The organism is Aeromonas sp. R7-1 (assembly GCF_040908115.1).
Classification (GTDB): domain Bacteria; phylum Pseudomonadota; class Gammaproteobacteria; order Enterobacterales; family Aeromonadaceae; genus Aeromonas; species Aeromonas caviae.
Window position 1 is genome coordinate 30014 of the sequence record NZ_JBFODD010000046.1, and the last position, 19226, is coordinate 49239.

The 19226-nt window shown below is 63.0% G+C and carries 16 protein-coding genes; 11 read left to right on the top strand and 5 right to left on the bottom strand.

Annotated elements, in window-relative coordinates; translation table 11 throughout:
- Window positions 1–28 precede the first annotated feature (28 nt).
- From AB5Y51_RS11960 to AB5Y51_RS11975, 4 genes are all read left to right on the top strand, one after another.
- Window positions 29–841, top strand: a complete 813-nt coding sequence (locus tag AB5Y51_RS11960) for a lytic transglycosylase domain-containing protein (RefSeq protein WP_368178513.1) — start codon at window positions 29–31, stop codon at window positions 839–841.
- A gap of 198 nt (window positions 842–1039) precedes the next feature.
- Entirely contained in the window at window positions 1040–2707 is a 1668-nt protein-coding gene (ettA, locus tag AB5Y51_RS11965) for an energy-dependent translational throttle protein EttA (protein ID WP_039040030.1), read from the top strand.
- A gap of 111 nt (window positions 2708–2818) precedes the next feature.
- Window positions 2819–3148 carry a hypothetical protein gene (locus AB5Y51_RS11970; protein WP_039040029.1) on the top strand — a complete coding sequence of 110 codons (330 nt, stop codon included), beginning with the start codon at window positions 2819–2821 and terminating at the stop codon, window positions 3146–3148.
- Window positions 3149–3403: 255 nt separating this feature from the next.
- Complete coding sequence (locus AB5Y51_RS11975) at window positions 3404–4759, top strand: NCS2 family permease (protein ID WP_010673214.1); 1356 nt, start codon at window positions 3404–3406, stop codon at window positions 4757–4759.
- Window positions 4760–4844: 85 nt separating this feature from the next.
- Here AB5Y51_RS11975 and djlA read toward each other — a convergent pair whose 3' ends face one another.
- The 3 genes from djlA to AB5Y51_RS11990 are packed head-to-tail and all read right to left on the bottom strand — an operon-like array spanning window position 4845 to window position 7364.
- Entirely contained in the window at window positions 4845–5669 is an 825-nt protein-coding gene (gene djlA / locus AB5Y51_RS11980; protein ID WP_125117508.1) for a co-chaperone DjlA, read from the bottom strand.
- A 19-nt stretch (window positions 5670–5688) separates the two neighbouring features.
- Window positions 5689–6357, bottom strand: a complete 669-nt coding sequence (gene murU / locus AB5Y51_RS11985) for an N-acetylmuramate alpha-1-phosphate uridylyltransferase MurU (protein WP_219603969.1) — start codon at window positions 6355–6357, stop codon at window positions 5689–5691.
- Entirely contained in the window at window positions 6354–7364 is a 1011-nt protein-coding gene (locus AB5Y51_RS11990; RefSeq protein WP_041214603.1) for an aminoglycoside phosphotransferase family protein, read from the bottom strand. The genes murU and AB5Y51_RS11990 overlap by 4 nt, the downstream gene beginning before the upstream one ends.
- A 174-nt stretch (window positions 7365–7538) precedes the next feature.
- On the opposite strand from AB5Y51_RS11990, the gene lptD reads away from it, so the two are divergent.
- Genes lptD through AB5Y51_RS12020 form a run of 6 tightly spaced genes read left to right on the top strand, consistent with a single transcriptional unit; the run spans window position 7539 to window position 14337 of the window.
- A complete protein-coding gene (lptD, locus tag AB5Y51_RS11995) occupies window positions 7539–9971 on the top strand; it encodes an LPS assembly protein LptD (protein ID WP_368178499.1) in 2433 nt (810 codons plus the stop codon).
- A 30-nt stretch (window positions 9972–10001) separates the two neighbouring features.
- Window positions 10002–11294: a peptidylprolyl isomerase SurA gene (surA, locus tag AB5Y51_RS12000; RefSeq protein WP_010673209.1), complete on the top strand. Its 1293-nt coding sequence runs from the start codon at window positions 10002–10004 to the stop codon at window positions 11292–11294.
- A 50-nt stretch (window positions 11295–11344) separates the two neighbouring features.
- The gene (gene pdxA / locus AB5Y51_RS12005; protein ID WP_042881321.1) at window positions 11345–12340 is read left to right on the top strand and encodes a 4-hydroxythreonine-4-phosphate dehydrogenase PdxA; all 996 of its coding nucleotides are present in this window, start codon (window positions 11345–11347) and stop codon (window positions 12338–12340) included.
- Window positions 12330–13142, top strand: a complete 813-nt coding sequence (gene rsmA / locus AB5Y51_RS12010) for a 16S rRNA (adenine(1518)-N(6)/adenine(1519)-N(6))-dimethyltransferase RsmA (protein WP_010673207.1) — start codon at window positions 12330–12332, stop codon at window positions 13140–13142. Before pdxA ends, rsmA begins: the two co-directional genes overlap by 11 nt.
- 4 nt (window positions 13143–13146) lie before the next feature.
- Entirely contained in the window at window positions 13147–13509 is a 363-nt protein-coding gene (gene apaG / locus AB5Y51_RS12015) for a Co2+/Mg2+ efflux protein ApaG (protein WP_266136721.1), read from the top strand.
- A gap of 6 nt (window positions 13510–13515) precedes the next feature.
- Window positions 13516–14337 (top strand): symmetrical bis(5'-nucleosyl)-tetraphosphatase, encoded by an 822-nt coding sequence (locus AB5Y51_RS12020; RefSeq protein WP_201894540.1) that lies wholly within the window; start codon window positions 13516–13518, stop codon window positions 14335–14337.
- A gap of 126 nt (window positions 14338–14463) precedes the next feature.
- On the opposite strand, the gene AB5Y51_RS12025 is transcribed toward AB5Y51_RS12020, so the two are convergent.
- Both AB5Y51_RS12025 and AB5Y51_RS12030 read right to left on the bottom strand, forming a co-directional pair.
- Window positions 14464–14949: a 2TM domain-containing protein gene (locus AB5Y51_RS12025; RefSeq protein ID WP_010673204.1), complete on the bottom strand. Its 486-nt coding sequence runs from the start codon at window positions 14947–14949 to the stop codon at window positions 14464–14466.
- Between the two features lie 184 nt (window positions 14950–15133).
- Complete coding sequence (locus AB5Y51_RS12030; RefSeq protein ID WP_368178500.1) at window positions 15134–16123, bottom strand: luciferase-like monooxygenase; 990 nt, start codon at window positions 16121–16123, stop codon at window positions 15134–15136.
- Window positions 16124–16339: 216 nt separating this feature from the next.
- On the opposite strand from AB5Y51_RS12030, the gene AB5Y51_RS12035 reads away from it, so the two are divergent.
- Window positions 16340–19225 carry an HD domain-containing phosphohydrolase gene (locus AB5Y51_RS12035; RefSeq protein ID WP_368178501.1) on the top strand — a complete coding sequence of 962 codons (2886 nt, stop codon included), beginning with the start codon at window positions 16340–16342 and terminating at the stop codon, window positions 19223–19225.
- The last annotated feature ends 1 nt before the right edge of the window (window position 19226 follow it).

The following is a 19226-nucleotide window of genomic DNA, read 5'->3' on the forward strand; positions in this document are numbered from 1 at the left end:
GAAAAAACGACTCTGGGGCTGGGGACTCCTGATACTGCTCGCCACCACCTCCCACGCAGATCCCTTTCGTCAGGCCCCCAAGGCCATGAGCGCACTGCGCCAGGGCGCCGCCATGGAACAGGGCAATCCGCGGCAGGCCATCGCCCACTACTGCACCGCCGCCAACCTTGGCAACCCGGAAGCCTATTACCGCATCGGCCGCCTGCTGGCCCGCGGCCCCCAGGGGATCCGCAATGCCCGCAGCGCCAACGCCTACCTGGCCATGGCCATGCGCCTTGGCAACCAGCAAGCCGCCCGTTACTACAACGAGCGGGTCGGCAATGCGCCCCTGGGTACCTGCGGCATTGGAGGCGGTGGCGAAGCCCCCTGGGTGCGCCCCAGTACCCCCTTCGATCAGGAGCGCTACCTGGCCAGACAGTCACAAGCCAAGCAAAAGCTGGCTGTCATGATCCGCCAGGCCGCCCAGCGTCACAAAGTGGACCCCCAGCTCGCCCTGGCCATCGCCATCGCCGAATCCAATCTGAACAGCACCGCCGTCTCCCCCAAGCAGGCACAGGGCGTCATGCAGCTCATTCCCGAAACTCAGGCCCGCTTCGGCGTGACCCGGCCGTTCGATGCCCAGCAGAACATCCGTGGCGCCATGATCTACTTGAAGTGGCTGGAGAAGCAGTTCGGTCCGGACTGGGTGAGGATCAGCGCCGCCTACAACGCCGGGGAGCAGGCCGTGCTGCGCCACGGCGGTGTGCCGCCCTATCAGGAAACCCAGGAGTATGTGCAGCGGGTGCTCTATTACTCGGGGCAGGATCCTGACAAACCTGCCCGCCGCAGCTCACCGCGCTGATCTTGCCCGGTTGCCCCTCTTCCCTCGCGCCTGTCGGCCGTCCCGGCCTGCGGCGCCCGGCTTTGCCGCCCCTCTCCCATTGGTTTACAATCGACGGGTTTTTTGGAACCGGGTTGACGGCCCGTCGACCCGGCCCCACCACGACATCAGTTTGTTAATGCCAAGACATTAAACTGCTGAAAGGAAGAGAATTAGCCAATGGCTCAATTTATTTACACCATGAACAGGGTTGGCAAGGTCGTGCCGCCCAAGCGTCATATTCTCAAGAACATCTCCCTCTCCTTCTTCCCGGGGGCCAAGATAGGCGTGCTGGGTCTGAACGGCGCCGGGAAATCGACCCTGCTGCGCATCATGGCGGGTATCGACACCGAGATCGAAGGGGAAGCCCGTCCGCAGCCCGGCATCAAGATCGGCTACCTGCCCCAGGAGCCGAAGCTGGATCCGGAGCAGACCGTACGCGAAGCGGTCGAAGAGGCGGTCGGCGACGTCAAACGCGCCATGGCGCGCCTCGACGAGGTCTATGCAGCCTACGCCGACCCGGATGCGGATTTTGACAAGCTGGCCCGCGAACAGGGCGAGCTGGAAGCCATCATCGCCGCCCAGGGCGGCCACAACATGGAAAACCAGCTGGAGCGCGCGGCCGATGCCCTGCGCCTGCCGGCCTGGGATGCCCAGATCAAGCACCTCTCCGGTGGTGAGCGCCGCCGCGTGGCCCTGTGCCGCCTGCTGCTGGAAAAACCGGACATGCTGCTGCTGGACGAACCGACCAACCACCTGGATGCGGAATCCGTGGCCTGGCTGGAGCGCTTCCTGCACGACTACGAAGGCACCGTCGTGGCCATCACCCACGACCGCTACTTCCTCGACAACGTGGCGGGCTGGATCCTGGAGCTGGACCGCGGCGAAGGCATCCCCTGGGAGGGCAACTACTCCTCCTGGCTGGAGCAAAAAGATGCCCGTCTGGCCCAGGAAGCCAGTTCCGAAGCCGCCCGTCGCAAGTCCATCGAGAAGGAACTGGAGTGGGTTCGTCAGAACCCGAAAGGCCGTCAGGCCAAATCCAAGGCTCGTATGGCTCGCTTCGAAGAGCTCAACACCAACGACTACCAGAAGCGCAACGAGACCAACGAGCTGTTCATTCCGCCCGGACCGCGCCTGGGCGACAAGGTGGTGGAGGTGGCCAACCTCTGCAAGTCCTATGGCGACCGCCAGCTGATCGACGATCTCTCTTTCTCCATTCCGAAGGGTGCCATCGTCGGCATCATCGGTCCGAACGGTGCCGGTAAATCGACCCTGTTCCGCATGATGTCGGGTCAGGAGCAGCCGGATTCCGGTTCCATCACCCTGGGTGACACCGTGGTGCTGGCTTCCGTGGATCAGTTCCGCGACCAGATGAACGACAAGAAGACGGTGTTCGAGGAAGTCGCCGACGGCCAGGACATCCTGCGCATCGGCAACTACGAGTTCCCGAGCCGCGCCTACATCGGCCGCTTCAACTTCAAGGGTTCCGACCAGCAGAAGCGGGTCGGCGAGCTCTCCGGTGGTGAACGTGGCCGTCTGCACCTGGCCAAGCTGCTGCAGACCGGCGGCAACGTGCTGCTGCTGGATGAACCGACCAACGATCTGGACATCGAAACCCTGCGCGCCCTCGAGAACGCCCTGCTGGAGTTCCCGGGTTGCGCCATGGTCATCTCCCACGACCGCTGGTTCCTCGACCGCATCGCCACCCACATCCTGGACTACCAGGACGAGGGCAAGATCGAATTCTTTGAAGGCAACTTCACCGAATACGAAGAGTGGAAGAAGAAGACCTACGGTGCCGAGGCTATCCAGCCGCGCCGCGCCAAGTACAAGCGCATTGCCAAGTAAGGCGAGGCAACAGCCGCGCCGCCAGGCATGACGTCACAAGGGGAGCCGGGGCTCCCCTTTTTTGCCTCTTCTGACTTACAATCTCCACCTCTACCCCAGCGATAGCGACCCATGACCCAAGCCTCCACCACCAGACTCACCATCCAGATCCGGCTCGAACCCGGCTGCCTGGGGCCGGATGGCAAGCAGCACATCGATACCTTCTGCGCGGCCGCCAACCGGATCCTCGCCGCCATCGAACCCCGACGGGTGCACTGGGTGCTGCTGCCCCGCCATGACAAGCAACTGGCCGAGCAGGCCTACTTCCTCGATGGCCGTCCCTTGAGCGAAACCCAGGCCACCCTGCTGCTCCAACGCATGGGGTTGGCCCTCGATCCCTTGCTGGAGCAGAGCGATGCCGTGCTGAGCCAGCTTATCGAACGCTACCAGAAAAACCGTTGATCCCGATGTGGAAACGGGGCTCTATTGGTCCCCTTTTTCCTGCCTCCGGAGGAAAACGTTTGAATTTTTACTCTATTCATTGATCCGCCTCGCACATCCGGGGTTTGTAAACCTGGCCGCCTGTGTGAAAATGTGCGCGCTGTCACGGTATCAGGACGAGTCTGGTCACTTCACCGCCAGAATCAGGGTCCGTCGCCCCGCATGGATGGGCCGGGCCCCCTGCTGCCTATTTCACGTCACCCATTGGAATCCAACATGAATCAACCACATCACGCTACCGGGCAGACCGCCAGCCCGGCTGCCGGGCAGGGATTGCTCGAGCGCCTGTTTGCCCTGCGCGGTCATGGCACCACGGCCCGCACCGAGGTGATCGCCGGCATCACCACCTTCCTGACCATGGTCTACATCGTCTTCGTCAACCCGCAGATCCTCTCTGCGGCAGGCATGGACACCCAGGCCGTGTTCGTTACCACCTGCCTCATCGCCGGTGTCGGCAGCATCCTGATGGGTCTGCTGGCGAACCTACCCATCGCCCTGGCTCCCGCCATGGGCCTCAACGCCTTCTTCGCCTTCGTGGTGGTGGCTGGCATGGGCTACTCCTGGCAGGTCGGCATGGGCACCATCTTCTGGGGTGCGCTGGGCCTGCTGATCCTGACCCTGCTGCGGGTACGCTACTGGCTCATCGCCAACATTCCCCTGACACTTCGGGTCGGCATCACCGCCGGCATCGGTCTGCTCATCGCCCTGCTCGGCCTGCACAATGCCGGCATCGTGGTCGCGAGCCCCGCCACCATGGTGACCGTGGGCAACCTCACCTCCCTGCCCTGCCTGCTGGGATTGTTGGGATTCTTCCTCATCTGCATCTTCTCCGCCCGCGGCGTCCACTCCGCCGTGCTCATCGCCATTGTCGTCACCACCACCCTGGGCTGGCTGTTCGGCGATGTCACCTTCAAGGGCTTCGTCTCCGTGCCGCCGAGCATTGCCCCGGTCTTCGGCCAGCTGGATCTGATGGGATCGCTGGACATCAGCCTCGCCGGGATCATCTTCTCCTTCATGCTGGTCAACCTGTTCGACTCTTCCGGCACCCTGATCGGCGTGACCAACCGTGCCAAGCTGGCGGATGACAAGGGGCACTTCCCGCGCATGAAGCAGGCCCTGGTAGTAGACAGCGTCAGCTCCGTCGGCGGCGCCTTCATGGGGACCTCGTCCGTGACGGCCTACATCGAGAGCAGCTCCGGCGTCGCCGTCGGCGGTCGCACCGGTCTGACCGCCATCGTGGTGGGCATCCTGTTCCTGCTGGCCATCTTCTTCTCTCCGGTCGCCGCCATGGTGCCGGCGTATGCCGCAGCGGGGGCCCTCATCTACGTGGGCGTGCTGATGTGCTCCGAGCTGACCCGGGTGAAGTGGGAAGACCTGACCGAAGCGGTGCCGGCCTTCATGACCGCGGTGATGATGCCGTTCAGCTTCTCCATCACCGAGGGGATCGCCGTCGGCTTCATCTCCTACTGCGTGATGAAGGCGGGCACCGGCCGCTGGCGCGAGATCAACCCCTGCGTGCTGGTGGTGGCCCTGCTCTTCGTCCTCAAGTTTGTCTGGGTCGATGCCCACTGATTTTTCTTCCATGAAAAGAAAAACCAGACTCTGAAAACAAAAATGCCCGTCATCGACGGGCATTTTTTTATGGCGGGCACAGGGCTCAGCGAATACCGCGGGCCTCGCGGATCCACTCCCAGGCCTGCTGGATCTCCTGGGTCTTCTCCTTGGCCATCTCCATCATCTCGGGGGGCAATCCCTTGGCGGCCAGCTTGTCAGGGTGATGCTTGCTCATCTCCTTGCGATAGGCGCGCTTGATCTCCTGATCGCTGTCGCTCTCGTTCACCCCGAGCAACTGATAGGCATCCTTGAGGCGATCCCGGGAGGGGGGCTCCTGACGGTATTGCTGCCCCTGGCCACCGCCCTGCTGTTGCTGACGGTGGAAGAAGTTCATCTGGGCCTCGGCCATGGCCAGAATGCGGGCAAGCTCGATGCGACTGAACCCCAGCTCGTCGGCGATGGTTTGCAGGATGGCCCGCTCGTTCGCCTCCACCTGACCGTCGGCGAAGGCGGCCTGCAGCTGGACCTCGAGGAAGAAGCGCAGGATGTCGCGCTGCCCCAGGCTCGCCTGGCGAAACTCCGCCAGGGTCTCGCGCAGGGGGAAGTCCGCCTCCTTGCCCTGGCGGAATGACTCCTGGGCCCGTACCCGCTGCTCTCCGGCCAGCCGCATCCTGTCCATCAGGTTGGACGCGACCCGTATTTCGTGCTCGGTGACCTGGCCGCTCGCCTTGGCGATGTGGCCCATGACGGCGAAGGTGGCATGGAAGAAAACGGCCTGCTGCTGCTGGCTGGGTGCCCGCTGGAAGGCCCCGCGGATCCCCATGCCCCGATCGAAGCGATGGCCGATCCACAGGCCCAGCAGGGCACCGAAGATGTTGCCGAGCAGAAAACCGAAGAAGGTGCCAAGCACCTTGCCCCAAATACGCATGGTTCAAGACCTCGTGAAGTTAATGGGTGCCGGCGAGCAGTTGCTCGTCCAGCTCGCGCAGCCGATCCACTGTGCCGATGTCGCGCCACTCGCCTGCCAGCAGGCTGCCACCCACCCGTCCCTGCACCATCCAGTCGCGCAGCAGGGGGGCCAGCTTGCGCGCCCCGCAGGGCAAGCCGGCAAAGGCGGCGGGCTGATAGAGGCCGACGCCGCTGAAGGTGAGGGCCGGGGTGTCCAGCACCCGACCCGCTTGCAGGGAGAAGTCCCCTTGCGGATGCTGGGGAGGGTTGGGCACCAGCCAGAGGTGGGCGAGATCCTCCCCAAGCGGCTGGTTCACCAGAGCGCGATAATCCAGGTCGAGCCAGGTATCGCCGTTGATCACCAGAAAGGGTTCGCTGCCCAGCAGGGGCAGCGCCTGCACGATGCCGCCGGCGGTCTCGAGCGCGCTCTCTTCGGCCGACCAGTGGATGGAGACCCCGAGCGCACTGCCATCGCCGAGGGCCGCCACCAGCTTGTGTCCGAGCCAGGCGTGGTTGATGACAAGTGTGGTCACGCCGGCTGCCTTGAGTTTTTCGATATGGTGCACGATGAGCGGCTTGCCCCCCGCCGCCAGCAGCGGCTTGGGCAGCAGATCGGTGAGCGGACGCATCCGCTCGCCGCGCCCGGCGGCCAGGATCATCGCCTTCATGGTGTCACCCCGGTGCGCGCCAATCCGGGCAGCACCACCTGCTCCAGCCACTGGCCGAAGCGGGCCAGCACCGGATAGGCGGCGCCATGGCTGCGACAGACATCGACCACGTAGCCCAGGGTACGGGGAATGTCCTTGAGGTAGCCGGCCTTGCCATCGCGGTGATAGAGGCGGGTGAAGATCCCCGCCGCCTTGAGGTGGCGCTGCATGCCGGTGAGATCGGCTGCGCGACGAAACGCGGCATAGTCCAGATTGCCGAGCAGACCGGCCCCTTGCAGGGTGTCGAAGCCAAGTCGCATGCCCTGCTCGATCACCACGTCCGGCCAGCGCACGTAGCAATCTTTGAGCAGGGAGACCAGGTCATAGCTCAGCGGCCCGATGACCATGTCCTGGAAGTCGATAAGGGCGAGGTCGCTCTCCTTCGGGTTCGTCCCGCCGCACACCATCAGGTTGCGGCTGTGGAAGTCCCGGTGCATCACTCCTTGTGGCTGGGCCAGGTTGCTCGCCGTGAGGCAGGCGAAGGTCTCCGCCAGCAACTGCTGCTCTTCATCACTCAGGGCCAGTTGCAAGTGATGTCCCAGCAACCACTCGGGGAAGATGGCATTTTCGCGGGCCATGAAGGCCTCATCAAAGGGCTCGAGCTCTAGCGCCACGGCGCCGAGCCCTGGCAGCAGGGCGATGGCCTTGCCATACCAGGCCAGTACGCTCGCTTCGTTCAGGCAGCCGATAAGCTGGGTATCCCCCAGATCCGTCACCGCCAGCAATCCCTGCTCGTAGTCGACCCCCTTTACCTCGGGGGCCAGCAGCCCCGCATCGTGCAGGGCGGCCGCATTGCGAACGAATTCATGATTTTTTTCGGTTTTCGGATTAGCATCCACCCACACCAGACCGCCCCCCCGGAAGTAGCGGCGGAAACTGGCGTCACCGGAAATAAGCGTCAACGAGAGGTTGGCGTCACCGGAAATCCGGCGAGCCCATTGCAAAAGCAGGGAAGCGCGATCGTGCATGAGTCGGGAACCAAATTGGAAAGCAGCACTTGGCTGTTAGCCCTGGCCGCAATAATGCTTTATCATTGCCGGCTAACATAAAGCAATGACATGCAATGTCAACTCGATGGATCCTGACATAAAATGCATGCCCTGAATCCACCGTTTTTACTACGGATTGCGCGAGCCTTTCACATGACAAAATGGACACTGGGATACTCCTGTCCCATCGCCCTGACCATCAGCCTTGTTCCTGCCCTGAGTCCGCTCATGGCCCAGGCAGCGCCACTCAATGCGCCACCCGCTACCGGGATCCTCGACAGCCTCTGCTATGACTATGTTCCCAAGATAGAGAAGCCCAGTGCGGGCCAGGACGCCAATGCCCAGCCCGTCGAGGTGGATGCCGATCGCCTGGAGGCCAAGCAGGGCGGTACCGCCGTCTACGAGGGTGACGTCAGGGTGCGCCAGGGCGTGCGCAAGTTCGACTCCGACTATGCCCAGCTCGACCAGAAGAGCCGGGATGTCATCGCCATCGGCAACATCTATTACAACGATGGCCAGATCACGGTCACCAGCGACAAGACCCTCAAGTCCAACCTGGACACCAAGAACTCCGAGCTGGAAGAGGGCAAATATCAGGTCCATGGCTCACCGGTGCGCGGCTTCGCCGAAAAGGTGACCATGACCAACAACAACCAGAACATCACTCTGGAAGGGGCCCAGTACACCACCTGCCCACCGGGCCAGGAGGCCTGGACCCTGAAGGCCGGCAGCATCGACATCGATCAGTCCGAGGTATTCGGGGAAGCCTGGAACGCCAGCCTCTGGCTCTATGACTATCCGGTCTTCTACTTCCCTTATATCAACTTCCCCATCAAGGATGAGCGCAAGACCGGTCTGCTCTACCCGGGCTATACCCAAAGCTCTAAGAACGGCATGGACATCACCCAGCCGTTCTACTGGAACATCGCCCCCAACTACGATGCCACCATCACCTCCCGCTTCATGGACAGACGGGGCCTGATGGAACAGGTCGAGTTCCGCTACATGCCGGACCCGGCCCACGTGGGGAGCCTCTACTTCGAGAACCTGGCAGACGACAAGCAGTACGACGAGACGGCCAGCCTCAATCAGCATCTCTCTGATGGTCACCGTTACCTGCTCAGTGCCCGCCACACCTCCATGTTCATGGACAACGCCATGCGGGTGTCAGTGGACTACACCAAGGTACGGGACCAGGACTACAACTACTTCAACGACTTCACCCCCAAGGTGGGGACCCAGGTCGACAACCAGTTGCAGCAATCCCTGAAGGCGGGTTACTACCAGCAGAACTGGAACCTCGATGCCGAGGTACGGACCTACCAGATCCTGCTGGCCAGCGCCCAGCAGCCCCACGAGCTGATGCCGCGCATCAACCACAACTACTACCAGCAGGGCAGCTGGTACGATCTGGCCTGGAATACCGAGCTGACCAACTTCGGCTACAACAACGATCAGGCCATCGAGCAGAACAAGGGTGAAGCCTACACCGGCACCCGGGTCTACACGGCCCCCACCCTGACCATCCCCCTCGTTGACGAGGCGGGTTACTTCCTCGACAGCCAGTACAAGCTGATGTACACCCGTTACGACCAGACGGTGCCTGACCAGATGAGCAGCACCTTCACCAATCGTTTCACCCCGAGAGAGGGCGGCGACGTCACCCTGGAAGAGGGGACCATCACCCGGGTACTGCCCTCGTTCCGTCTCAAGGGCGGCATGACCTTCGAGCGGGATCAGCAGTGGTTTGGCGAGGGTGCCAACCAGACCCTGGAGCCTGAATTCCAGTACCTCTATGTGCCCTACAAGGATCAGGACAACATCGGTGTCTATGACTCCACCACCATGCGCCAGGACTACTACAGCCTCTTCAGCGATCGCCGCTTCGCCGGTCTGGACCGCATCAGCGACTCCAACCGGCTCTCCTTGGGGGTCACCACCCGCATTTATGATCCGGCCGGGGATGAACGAATCCGGTTGGCCGTTGCCCAAGCCTTCGACTTCGTGGCGCCCAGGGTCAAGCTTTACAGCAGCGATGAGCTGAGTACCAATACCCGCTCCCCGCTGTCGTTCGAGGGTGACGCCAAGATCAACGAGCAGTGGTATGCCCATGCGGGGGCACAATATGATATGGAACAGCGCCAGATAAGCTCTGCCAACAGCGCCCTGGAGTACCGTCACGAGAAGTTGATCAGCCAGTTGAACCACCGCTTCGTGCGGGATGCCAACTACGACCTCGACCACAAGGGGCAGGTGACGGATCTCAACCAGATCGGCCTGCTGCTGACCACCCCGCTGGACGATCGCTGGCACCTTTATGGCGGCTACTATCAGGAGCTCAACCAGAACGTCAAAGTGGACCGCAAGGTGGGTCTGAAATACGACTCCTGCTGCTGGAGCATCAACTTCAACCTGGAATGGGTCAACACGCCAGACAACGTGAACCTGACCCCGACGTCCGAGCGCAGCCTCGGCATTCAATTTGAAATGAAAGGATTGGGTAGCGTGGGTACCGGCTCCAAGGGCACTTCCCTGGACACCGAAGCACTGCCTTACATTCGTCCGTTTAACCTGCGAGACCAGTAATCGGTCTGGCAAACGCCTTGAGAGATGGATATGAAGAAGACGTTGATTTCCCTGCTGACCGCAGGCCTGTTCGGAGTCATGAGCCAGGGTGCCCTCGCCGCCCCCGAGCTGATGGACAAGGTGCTTGCCGTGGTCAACAAGGATGTGGTGCTGGCCAGTCAGCAGGAGGCCCTGGTGCAAAAGGTCAAGGCCTCCGCCCAGGAGAGCGGCCAGTCCCTGCCCGATGACGTCACCCTGCGCAAGCAGGCGCTGGATCGCCTGATCCAGGAGAGCCTGCAACTGCAACTGGCGGAGCGCCAGGGGCTCAAGATCAGTGACACCCAGCTGGAACAGGCCATTCAGAGCATCGCCGCCGACAACAAGATGAACCTGGAGCAACTGCGCGCCCAGCTGGAGCGGGAAGGCCTGACCTACGCCCAGTACCGTGAGGAGGTGCGCCGCGAGATCCTGATGAACGAGGTGCGCCGCAGCCAGGTCCGCCGTCGCATCAACATCTCCGATCAGGAGGTCAAGCAGGTGGTCGAGGCCCTGAGCAAACAGGGCCAGCAACAGACGTCATATCATATCGGCCATATCCAGGTCGCGCTGCCGGACAACCCGAATGCCGAGCAGCTCAACGCTGCCAAGGCCAAGATCGAGCGCATTCTGGCGTCCCTGAAAGAGGGGGCCGACTTCCGCAAGCTGGCCATTGCCGAGAGTAACGGTCCCAAGGCGCTGGAAGGGGGTGACTGGGGCTGGTTGAGCCCGCAGGAGATGCCCACCCTGATGGCGGAAGCCGTGCAAGGGGCCGGCAAGGGTGACATCGTCGGCCCGCTGCGCTCCGGCGCCGGTCTGCACATCATCAAGATCTTCGACACCAAGGGTCAGCAACAGGTCATGCAGACCGAGGTCAAGGCGCGCCACATCCTGATCAAGCCCTCCATCATCCTGAGCGAGGAGAAGGCCAAGGGCACCCTGGACGGCATCCTGCACGACATCAAGAGCGGCAAGGCCAGCTTTGCCAGCATGGCGGAGAAATACTCCGAGGATCCGGGCTCTGCGGTGCAGGGTGGTGAGCTGGGCTGGTCTGATCCCAACGTCTATGTGCCGGAATTCCGCGACATGCTGGGGCGCCTGCAACCGGGCCAGATCAGCGAACCCTTCCGCACCAGCCACGGCTGGCACATCGTGCAGCTCGAGGATCGCCGCAGCCAGGACGCCACCGGCAAGGCCCAGGAGCAACGCGCCTACCAGCTCATCTTCAACCGCCGCTTCGCCGAAGAGTCCCAGGCCTGGCTGGATGAGCTGCGCGACGAAGCCTACATCCAGATCGAACCCAATTGATGGGCGACAAGCAGATGAACAAGGCACATCCAGGGCACGCCGAGGCACAGCTGAGCTGCCACCGGCTTGCCATCACCCCGGGTGAACCGGCTGGCATAGGCCCGGATCTGGTACTGCAGATTGCCCAGCGGGCCTGGCCCCATCAGCTGGTGGTGATCGCCGATCCCGCCCTGTTGCGCGAACGGGCCGCCCTGCTGGGGCTGTCCGTCGAGCTTGAACCCTATGACGAAAGCGCCCCCACCCGTCCGCAGCGGGCGGGGACTCTGACCGTCTGCCCCGTGCCGCTCGGCGCCCCCGTGGTGCCAGGCAAGCTGGATGAGGGCAACGGCGCCTATGTGCTGGCTACCTTGCAGCGCGCCTGCGACGGCAACCTGAGCGGCGAATTTGCCGCCGTGGTGACCGGGCCGGTGCACAAGGGGATCATCAACCAGGCGGGCGTCTCGTTCAGCGGGCACACCGAGTTCTTCGCCCAGCAGTCCGACACCGCCGATGTGGTGATGCTGCTGGCCACCGAAGGGCTGAGAGTGGCCCTCGCGACCACCCATATTCCCCTTGCCTATGTGGCCAAGGCCATCACCGAGGATCGCCTTGGCAAGGTGATCCGCATCCTGGATGCGGATCTCAAGCGCAAATTCGGCATCGAACAGCCCCGGATCTATGTCTGCGGCCTCAATCCCCATGCCGGGGAAGGGGGTCATCTGGGCCGTGAAGAGATCGATGTCATCGAACCCGCCCTGGTCGCCCTGCGCCAGGAAGGGATCGATCTGGTCGGCCCGCTGCCGGCCGATACCCTGTTCCAGGACAAATACCTCAAGGATGCGGATGCGGTACTCGCCATGTACCACGATCAGGGGCTGCCCGTGCTCAAGTACAAGGGCTTTGGCAACTCGGTCAACATCACCCTCGGACTTCCCTTCATCCGTACCTCGGTGGACCACGGCACCGCGCTGGATCTGGCAGGCAAGAACCTGGCAGACCCCGGCAGCCTCACCACCGCGATCAACCACGCCATCCAGATGGTAGAGAAAAAAAGATATGAGCAGTAAGGTGCACATGGGCCACACGGCCCGTAAGCGTTTCGGTCAGAACTTCTTGCACGACCGGTATGTGATCGACCAGATAGTGGCCGCCATCAACCCGCAACCGGGTCAGAATCTGGTGGAGATAGGCCCGGGTCTGGCCGCGCTCACCGAGCCGGTCGCCGCCCAGATGGACAAGATGACCGTGGTCGAGCTGGACCGGGATCTTGCCGCACGTCTGCGCGAACACCCCACCCTGAAAGAGAAGCTGACCGTCATCGAAGCCGATGCCATGCGCTTTGACTTCAGCACCCTGATGGGGGAAGGCAAGGGGCCGCTGCGCATCTTCGGCAACCTGCCCTACAACATCTCCACCCCCCTCATCTTCCACCTGTGCGAATTTGCCGACCGGGTGGAGGACATGCACTTCATGCTGCAAAAGGAAGTGGTACTGCGTCTGGCCGCCGGCCCGGGCAGCAAGGCCTATGGCCGTCTGAGCGTGATGACCCAGTACTACTGTCAGGTAGTGCCGGTGCTGGAAGTGGGTCCGGGCGCCTTCAAGCCGGCGCCGAAGGTGGATTCCGCCGTGGTGCGTCTGATCCCGCACAAGAACCCGACTATCGTCGCGAAAGACATTCGTTGCCTGAACCGGGTCTGCACCGAAGGCTTCGGCCAGCGTCGCAAGACCATTCGCAACAGCTTCTCCAACTTCATCACCGACGCCCAGCTGACCGAGCTTGGCATCGATGGCAACCTGCGCCCGGAGAATCTCTCCCTCGAGCAGTTCGTCACGATCGCCAACTGGCTGGCCGACCAGCAACAGGCCTGATCCCATGACCCAAGCCCGGATAGTGGTCCGCCCCCACCCAAGCTATGTGGCGGGAACCGCAGATCCCTACCATTTTCTCTATCGCATCGAGATTGAGAACCTGGGTCCGGGCACGGTGCAACTGCTGCATCGACGCTGGCTCATTACGGATGCCAATGGCAAGATGCTGGAAGTGGAAGGTCCCGGCGTGGTCGGCGAGCAACCCTTCATCGCCCCCGGCGAGACCTTTTCCTACCAGAGTGGCGTTCCCCTCGCCACACCGCTTGGCGTGATGGAAGGCAGCTACATCCTGCAGGATGAATCGGGGCAACAATTCGAAGCCCCCATCGCCCCCTTCACGCTGGCCGTCCCCAACATAATCAACTGAGGTTTCATGGCGAACTGTTTCGTCGGTGATATCCAGGGCTGCTACGACGATTTGCGCCGTCTGCTGGATCTTGCCGAGTTCGACTTCGATAACGACACGCTCTGGCTGTGCGGCGATCTCGTCGCCCGGGGGCCGGACTCCCTCAACACCCTGCGTTTCGTCAAATCACTGGGGCAGCAGGCCGTCACCGTGCTCGGCAACCACGACCTGCACCTGCTGGCGGTGGCCCACGGGGTCGCCCCGCTCAAGAAGAAAGACAAGCTGCAGGCGCTGATGGAGGCGCCGGATCGGGACGAGCTGCTGGAGTGGCTGCGTCACCGTCCCCTGCTGGCAGAACACCCCGACCTGCCCATCATGATGGTGCATGCGGGCCTCTCCCCCGCCTGGGACGCCCACACCGCCCGCAGTTGTGCCCGGGAGGTGGAGAGCCTGCTGCGCGGGGATCAGTACAGCTGGCTGCTGCACAACATGTATGGCGATCAGCCCGACAGCTGGAGCGACAACCTGCTGGGCATAGAGCGTTACCGCTACATCATCAACAGCTTCACCCGGATGCGCTTTTGCTACTTCGACGGGCGCCTCGACTTCAAATGCAAGAAGGGCCCCACCGAATCGACCCCGGGCCTGCGCCCCTGGTTCGAGCAGCGCGAGCACCATGTGGATGACCCCATCCTGGTCTTCGGCCACTGGGCGGCCCTGATGGGCAACACCGGCAAATCCGATATCAAGGGACTCGACACCGGGTGCGTCTGGGGCAACAGCCTCACCCTGTGGCGCTACGAGGACGACGCCCTGATCGCCACCCCCTGCCCGGCCTATGCCAAGTAGATCGGCTCTCTGCGGAACAAGGGAATGATCCGCCGTTGAGAGGAGAGCAATGCCCTCTCCTGCGAAATGGAGCTGAAAACAGAGCGGGCCCGGCAATGCCGGGCCCGTTTTTTCATGATGAGCGGATCAGAGCCTGCGCCCCAGCCGTTTCTCGACCTGGCGTCGCTCCCATTCCGGGCCAAACAGCTTGAAGGGCTGGAACAGGTTGATGGCGTGAGAAGCCAGCCCCAACCCCCAGCCCAGCATGGGCCACCAGGCCCAGATATAATCCGGGTTGCTCAGGTAGTTGATGACAAACAGCCCCCCTATCACCAGCACATAGCTCATGAGGTGGCCATAGAAGCCCCTGAGCCCCTCCACGAACTTCATCGCCTCCTGCTCATCTCGCGCCACCTGCACGCGTCCCCGATCTTCGCCCTCATTCCCTTTCATCTCGCTCTCCTGCAGTTGGGTCACATCGAGCTCGAAGACGGCGGCCAGGGCCTTGAGGGATTCCAGTCCGGGTTGCTGGCCCTGCTCTATTCGCTGAATGGTGCGAACGCTCAGGCCAGTGAGGGTCGCCAGCTGTTCCTGGGACCATCCCCGTTGCAATCTCAACTTCCTGACGATCATCTTGCGCTCCTTGTGGTGATTGACAGGGCCAGCATAGGGAAAGGGGATGAGAGGCGACACGACAGATGGCCGACACTCACCTGACTTCCTTTAAAAATCAAAATCTTACTACCACGCAATCGTGGCTTTTGCGCCCCGAGCAGCCAGGCTTGGCGTGCCGCTGGCAGCCAGACGTCACGGGGGGTTACAACCCCTGCATCAGCTCGGCACCAATCTCGAAGGAGCGCAGGCGCGCCTGATGATCGACGATGGGACCGTTGAACATCAGCTCGTCCGCTCCGGTCTCTGCCAGCAGAGCCTTGAGGCCGTGGCGTACCCGATCCGGCTCCCCCACCAGGGAGCGAGCCAGGGTCTGCTCCATCGCCATCAATTCGCGGGGAGACCACTCATCCCCCAGCGTCTGCACCGGCAGTGGCAGCTTGCCGGCATCCCCCCGGTAGAGACGCAGGAACTGCTGCTGCAGGGTGGTGAACAGGAAGCGGGCCTCACGGTCGGTGTCGGCGGCGATCAGGTTGACGCACACCACCGCATGGGGTTTGGGCCAGCGAGCAGAGGGGCGGTATTGGGTATGGTAGATCTCCAGCGCCTGCAGCAACATGGCGGGAGCGAAGTGGGAGGCAAAGCCGAACGGCAACCCCATGGCCGCGGCCAGTTGGGCACTGTAGAGGCTGGAGCCCAGCAGCCAGATGGGCACATGGAGTCCCTGACCCGGCACCGCCTGCACGGCACCGACCTCGTCGCCGAAATAACTCATCAGCTCGCGCACATCCGCCGGGAAGTCATCCACCTCGCCGCTGCGCTGGCGGCGCAGCGCCTGCATGGTGCGCTGATCACTGCCAGGGGCGCGGCCCAGGCCGAGATCGATGCGATCCGGATAGAGAGAACTCAGCGTGCCGAACTGCTCCGCAATGACCAGGGGGGAGTGGTTCGGCAACATGATGCCGCCAGCCCCGAGCCGCAACGTCGTGGTGCCCCCGGCCAGGTGGCCAATCAGCACCGCTGTGGCTGCGCTGGCAATGCCCGGCATGTTGTGGTGCTCCGCCAGCCAGTAGCGATGGTAACCCCAGCGCTCCGCATGGCGAGCCAGATCCAGCGAGTGGCGAAACGACTCGGCCGGCAGACCACCTTCGGGAACGGGCACCAGATCCAGCACGGAATAGGGGACGACAGACATGGGACACTCCATTGGTTCACAGGGCGTTTATCAGGGGAGCAATGTAGCACGAGATATCTGGACGAATCATCTCACCACAGGGCAAGGACGCAGCGCGAAGGCTGGCTGTTGATTTGGGGCTGAAGAGCGCAAGATCGAGTCCTAGGCTTTTTGTCATCCAGCAAGCACACTGTTAGGTGACCAATACGGCGATCGCCAGGGGACAAGGATCCGTCCATGACAAACGCAAGTCTCAGTCGCAGACCCTTTTACGTACACATTGCCACCCTTTTCATCCTGCTCTTCTCCTTGCTGGGGGGCGCCCTCATCGTGCTGCAGTTCCAGCAGGGCATGCAGCAGGGGCTGGAGCACGAACGTCAGAGCTTCCAGCAATACCGGGAGCAGCTTGCCCTCGCCATCAAGCTGAACCAGCGACCGGCCCGCATGTCCCTGAATCTGCTGCGCAGCGGCCAGCTGTCCGCCATGACAGACCTCGAGACGCGGCTCGCTTTCCTGCCCCAGCTGGCGGAAGTGCTGGCCAACAGTACCAGTTACGGCGCCATCTATGCCGGTTACGAGGACGGCGATTTCTTTCTGGTACGCAAGCTGACCGAACGGGCGAGAGGGGCGCTGGAGGCGCCTCCGCCCGAGAGCCGCCTGCTGGTCCAGAGCCTGCATCAGGGACAGGGAGAGTTCCTCTATTTCGACCAGCGGCTGCGGCTGCTGGAGCGGCGCCCCATGCCGGACTACCGTTTCGATCCGCGAGATCGGGGCTGGTACAAGGAGGCGCGCTGGAGCACGGGCATCATAGTGACCCACCCCTACCTCTTCTTCACTACCCGGGAGCCAGGCATGACACTGGCGGTGGAGAGCGACGATCGCCGGGCGGTGATCGGGCTCGATGCGGGCGTGGAGGGACTCTCTTCCCTCATCGGCGAGTTGCCCCTGCCCGGTCACAGCCAGCTGGTGCTGTTTGACGAGGTCGGGACCCTGCTGGCCACGGATCCCGAGCGCCTTCCAAGCTTCGAGCAACTGAGCCGCCTGCCCATGCTGTCGGCCCTCAATCACCCCATTCTCACCAGGCTGCAACAGGAGATGGCTGCGCGGCCTGCCCTGCTGCATCACCCCGCCGAGCTGACCCTGGCAACGGTTCAGGGTCAGGAGTGGCTGGTCAACCTCTCCTCCCTCGGGGAAGAGTCCCCGTTTTATCTCGCCCTCCTGGTGCCCACCGAGGTGCTCACCGCCCCGGCGCGCCAGGATGCGCTGCACAATCTCGCCTGGGCCCTTGCCGGTCTGCTGCTCCTGCTGCCGGTCATCTGGCTGGCTGCCCGGCGCACTGCCGCCCCCTTGCTGGTATTGACCGGGGAGGCTGAGCGGATCCAGCACTTCGACTTTGGCGAAAGCCCGGGGCCGGATTCGGCAATCCGCGAAATTGACGACCTCGCCCGCGCCATGTCCAGCATGCGCCTGACCCTCGGCAATTTCATGAACATGGGCCGGGCACTGGCGGCAGAGCATCGCTTCGATTCATTGCTCAGCCGCATCCTGCACGAGACGGTGGCGGCTGCCCAGGCCGAGGGCGGCTGCCTCTTCCTGGCCCAGGAGAGCGAGATGCAGGCCGTTCACGCCATCTGGCAGGGGCAGCCGCTGGCGTGCGAACAGGTACAGTGGCAGGCGGCGCTGCTCGGCGGTCTCTACCACACGGAGCGCCTCTGCCTGCCCCTCGACGAGGCACAGTGGGCCCGCTACCTCAGCGACTGGGGCCCCTTCCCCGGCGCCTGCCAACTGCTGGTCGAACCCCTTCACAACCACCGTCAGGAGCTGATCGGCTGCCTGCTGCTGATCCTGCCAGACTGCTCGGCCCGCGAACTGGCCTCGCGCATCAGCCTCATCGAGGCGCTGGCGGGCACCTCCTCCTCCGCCATCGAAAACCAGCGCCTGCTGGAGGAGCAGAAGCAACTGCTGGAAGCCTTCATCGAGCTCATCGCCGGTGCCATCGATGCCAAGAGCCCCTACACCGGCGGCCACTGCCAGCGGGTGCCGGAACTGGCCAGGATGCTGACCCAGGCTGCCTGCGCACAGCAGACGGGGCCCTTTGCCGATTTCCGGCTCAACGAAGAGGAGTGGGAGGCCATCCATATCGCGAGCTGGCTGCACGACTGCGGCAAGGTCACCACCCCGGAGTTCGTGGTGGACAAGGCGACCAAACTCGAGACCATTTACGACAGGATCCACGAGATCCGCACCCGCTTCGAGGTGCTCAAGCGGGATGCTCACATCGAGGCGCTCTGCGCCCTGCTGCCTCCATCCGGGCAGCAGGCCGCCCTCGAGGCTGTAACCCCCCTCTGGCACACCCTGGATCAGGAGTTCGCCTTCGTGGCCGAGTGCAATCTGGGGGGCGAGTGGATGGCGCCGGAGAAACTCGCCAGGCTGGATGCCATCGCCAGCCGCACCTGGTTGCGCACTCTGGACGATCGGCTCGGCATCAGTCAGGAGGAGCGCAAGCGCCACCAGGAGGCACCCTCTCCCCTCCCCTGCCGAGAGTCGCTGCTCGCCGACAAGGCGGTCCATCTCATCCCTCGCCCCGAGCATGACAATCTCGCCCGACACAACCCATGGGGCTTCAAGGTGCGGGTGCCCACCCACCTCTACAACCGGGGGGAACGTTACAATCTCGCCATCGGCCGTGGCACCCTCACCGAAGAGGAGCGCTACAAGATCAACGATCACATCATCCAGACCATACGCATGCTGGAGAAGCTTCCCTTCCCCCGCCATTTGCGCAAGGTGCCGGAGATTGCGGGGGGCCATCACGAGCGGATGGACGGCACGGGCTATCCGCGCCAGTTGCAAGGGGGGCAGATGAGCATTCCCGCCCGCATCATGGCCATTGCAGACATCTTCGAGGCGCTGACGGCGAGCGATCGCCCCTACAAGTCTGGCAAGACGGTCTCCCAGTCCCTGGCCATCATGGTGAAGATGGTGCAGGAACAGCACATAGACCCGGCCCTGTTTGCCCTCTTCATCGAGAGCGGCATCTGGCGGGACTACGCCATACGCTTCCTCGCCCCCGAGCAGTTGGACGAGGTCGAATGCCAGGCCCTGCTGGCAGGATCACACTGAC

Excerpts from the sequence above, each read along its gene's own strand:
- ettA (WP_039040030.1), top strand. The coding sequence starts at position 1,040 with ATGGCTCAATTTATTTACACCATGAACAGGGTTGGCAAGGTCGTGCCG.
- AB5Y51_RS11970 (WP_039040029.1), top strand. The coding sequence starts at position 2,819 with ATGACCCAAGCCTCCACCACCAGACTCACCATCCAGATCCGGCTCGAA.
- AB5Y51_RS11975 (WP_010673214.1), top strand. The coding sequence starts at position 3,404 with ATGAATCAACCACATCACGCTACCGGGCAGACCGCCAGCCCGGCTGCC.
- djlA (WP_125117508.1), bottom strand. The coding sequence starts at position 5,669 with ATGCGTATTTGGGGCAAGGTGCTTGGCACCTTCTTCGGTTTTCTGCTC.
- murU (WP_219603969.1), bottom strand. The coding sequence starts at position 6,357 with ATGAAGGCGATGATCCTGGCCGCCGGGCGCGGCGAGCGGATGCGTCCG.
- AB5Y51_RS11990 (WP_041214603.1), bottom strand. The coding sequence starts at position 7,364 with ATGCACGATCGCGCTTCCCTGCTTTTGCAATGGGCTCGCCGGATTTCC.
- lptD (WP_368178499.1), top strand. The coding sequence starts at position 7,539 with ATGACAAAATGGACACTGGGATACTCCTGTCCCATCGCCCTGACCATC.
- surA (WP_010673209.1), top strand. The coding sequence starts at position 10,002 with ATGAAGAAGACGTTGATTTCCCTGCTGACCGCAGGCCTGTTCGGAGTC.
- rsmA (WP_010673207.1), top strand. The coding sequence starts at position 12,330 with ATGAGCAGTAAGGTGCACATGGGCCACACGGCCCGTAAGCGTTTCGGT.
- apaG (WP_266136721.1), top strand. The coding sequence starts at position 13,147 with ATGACCCAAGCCCGGATAGTGGTCCGCCCCCACCCAAGCTATGTGGCG.
- AB5Y51_RS12020 (WP_201894540.1), top strand. The coding sequence starts at position 13,516 with ATGGCGAACTGTTTCGTCGGTGATATCCAGGGCTGCTACGACGATTTG.
- AB5Y51_RS12025 (WP_010673204.1), bottom strand. The coding sequence starts at position 14,949 with ATGATCGTCAGGAAGTTGAGATTGCAACGGGGATGGTCCCAGGAACAG.
- AB5Y51_RS12030 (WP_368178500.1), bottom strand. The coding sequence starts at position 16,123 with ATGTCTGTCGTCCCCTATTCCGTGCTGGATCTGGTGCCCGTTCCCGAA.
- AB5Y51_RS12035 (WP_368178501.1), top strand. The coding sequence starts at position 16,340 with ATGACAAACGCAAGTCTCAGTCGCAGACCCTTTTACGTACACATTGCC.